Genomic DNA, 1,946 nt, shown 5'->3' on the forward strand with positions numbered 1-1,946 from the left:
ATACTTCACTCGTCTCGGCGACTACAGGCAACCGGGCGGCAAGATCGTCTCGGCCTGGTCCGTCGAGGCGACCATCGACATCGATGTGACCTCCATCAAGAGCAACAGCTTCACCATGGAATGGCCGCCAAGGTCGGGATCCCTGAAGGAGTTCCCGGAGGTCGACAGAGCGGGCTGGTTCACCTTGCCCGAGGCCGAGGTGAAAATCCTCAAGGGGCAGCGCCCGATGCTTTTGGATCTTGCCAGGCAGCAAGGCGCGGGATGATCCGCAGCCCTCAATAAGGCAGGCCGACATAGTTCTCGGCGAGCGCGGTCGATGCGGCGCGCGAGTGCATGAGGTAGTCGAGTTCGGCCTCCTGGATGCGTTGGCCGAAATCGCCGGTGTCGGGAAAACGGTGCAGCATCGTCGTCATCCACCAGGAAAAGCGCACCGCCTTCCAGACCCGTGCCAGCGCCTTGCCGGAATAGGCATCGATGCCATCATGTGACTTCTCGACGTAGAAGTCGCGCAAACCTGCGAAGAGATAGCGCACGTCGCTGGCGGCGAGGTTGAGCCCTTTCGCCCCGGTCGGCGGTACGATATGGGCGGCGTCGCCAACCAGGAACATCCTGCCGAAGCGCATTGGCTCGGCAACGAAGGAGCGCAGCGGCGCGATCGATTTCTCGAAGGATGGGCCGGTGACGACATTTGCCGCCGTCTGCTCCGGCAAGCGGCGGCGCAACTCGTCCCAGAAGCGCTCATCCGACCACGCCTCCACGCGATCGTCCTGCGGGCACTGCACATAGTAGCGGCTGCGATGCGTCGAGCGCATCGAGCACAGCGCAAAACCCCGCTCGTGATTGGCGTAGACCAGTTCGCGGTCGGCTGGCGGCACCTCGGCCAGCACGCCGAGCCAGCCGAACGGATACTGCCGCTCGAAGATTTTTAGGGTACGCTCGGGCACCGATTTGCGGCTGACGCCATGATAACCGTCGCAGCCGGCAACGAAGTCGCAGTCGATGCGATGCGTGACGCCATCCTTGTCATAGGTGGCGAAAGGCGCGGTGCCGTCGAAATCGTGCAGAGCGACATTTGCCGCCTCGTAGATCGTGGTCAGCCCTGCCGCGTCGCGCTTGTCCATCAAATCGTGCATGACCTCGGTCTGGCCATAGACGGTGACATGCCTGCCGCCGGTCAGCGCCTCGAGGTCGATGCGATGCAAGCGTCCGTCGAAGGCGAGCGAGATGCCAGTATGCGGCAGCCCTTCGGCATGCAGCCTTGCCGCCGCGCCGGCCTGTTCCAGCAATTCGACGGTGCCCTGTTCGAGCACCCCTGCCCGCACGCGGCCAAGCACGCGCTCGCGGCTCGCACGTTCAAGAATGACCGTCTCGACGCCGATGCCGGCCAGCAGTTGCCCAAGCAGCAACCCGGACGGCCCGGACCCGATGACGACGATTTGCGTGCGCATCAGTGGCCGAGACTTTCGACCTGTGCGGCCAGTTCGGCGGCAAGGCGCAGCGACGCTGCCGTTGCGACGACCATTTGCGGCAGCAATAGCCACTCCAGCGTCCATGCAGCACCCGACCGCTCCTGCTCATGCACGAGCGCGTGATGCAGGCCGGCAAGCTGCGTGGCGTTGAAGCGGGCAAGCGCCACCAGCGCTTCGGCCTTCACCGGGTTCTGCTTGTGAGGCATGGTAGACGAGCCGCCACCGCCGGAAAGTTTGATCTCGGTTCCATCTTGCGCCATCAGAGCGATGTCCTGGCCGAATTTGCCGAGGCTGCCGGTCAGCAGCGATAACCAACCGGCAAAATCAGCGAGCGCGTCGCGCTGGTTCTGCCATTGCGGTGCGTCGCCAAGACCAAGCCTGACGGCCAGGGCTGCGCGCACCGCTTTCCCTTTGTCGCCTAGTTTTTCCAGTGTGCCGGCGGCACCGCCGAACTGCACCACCAGCAGGCATCTCGAC

The 1,946-nt window shown here is 64.0% G+C and carries 2 protein-coding genes and 1 pseudogene; 1 reads left to right on the forward strand and 2 read right to left on the reverse strand.

Annotated features, from left to right (window positions below; all coding sequences use genetic code 11):
* A pseudogene (locus EN893_RS31535) lies at positions 1-265 on the forward strand (NUDIX hydrolase); the annotation flags it as partial.
* Between the two features lie 10 nt (positions 266-275).
* On the opposite strand, the gene pobA reads toward EN893_RS31535, so the two are convergent.
* Positions 276-1,448: a 4-hydroxybenzoate 3-monooxygenase gene (pobA, locus tag EN893_RS31540; RefSeq protein ID WP_127266579.1), complete on the reverse strand. Its 1,173-nt coding sequence runs from the start codon at positions 1,446-1,448 to the stop codon at positions 276-278.
* Positions 1,448-1,946, reverse strand: a 499-nt coding sequence (locus EN893_RS31545; protein WP_245490934.1) for a lyase family protein, incomplete at its 5' end; no start/stop codon positions are given. The genes EN893_RS31545 and pobA, both read right to left, overlap by 1 nt.

Source organism: Mesorhizobium sp. M7A.F.Ca.CA.004.04.2.1 (assembly GCF_004022825.1).
GTDB lineage: Bacteria > Pseudomonadota > Alphaproteobacteria > Rhizobiales > Rhizobiaceae > Mesorhizobium.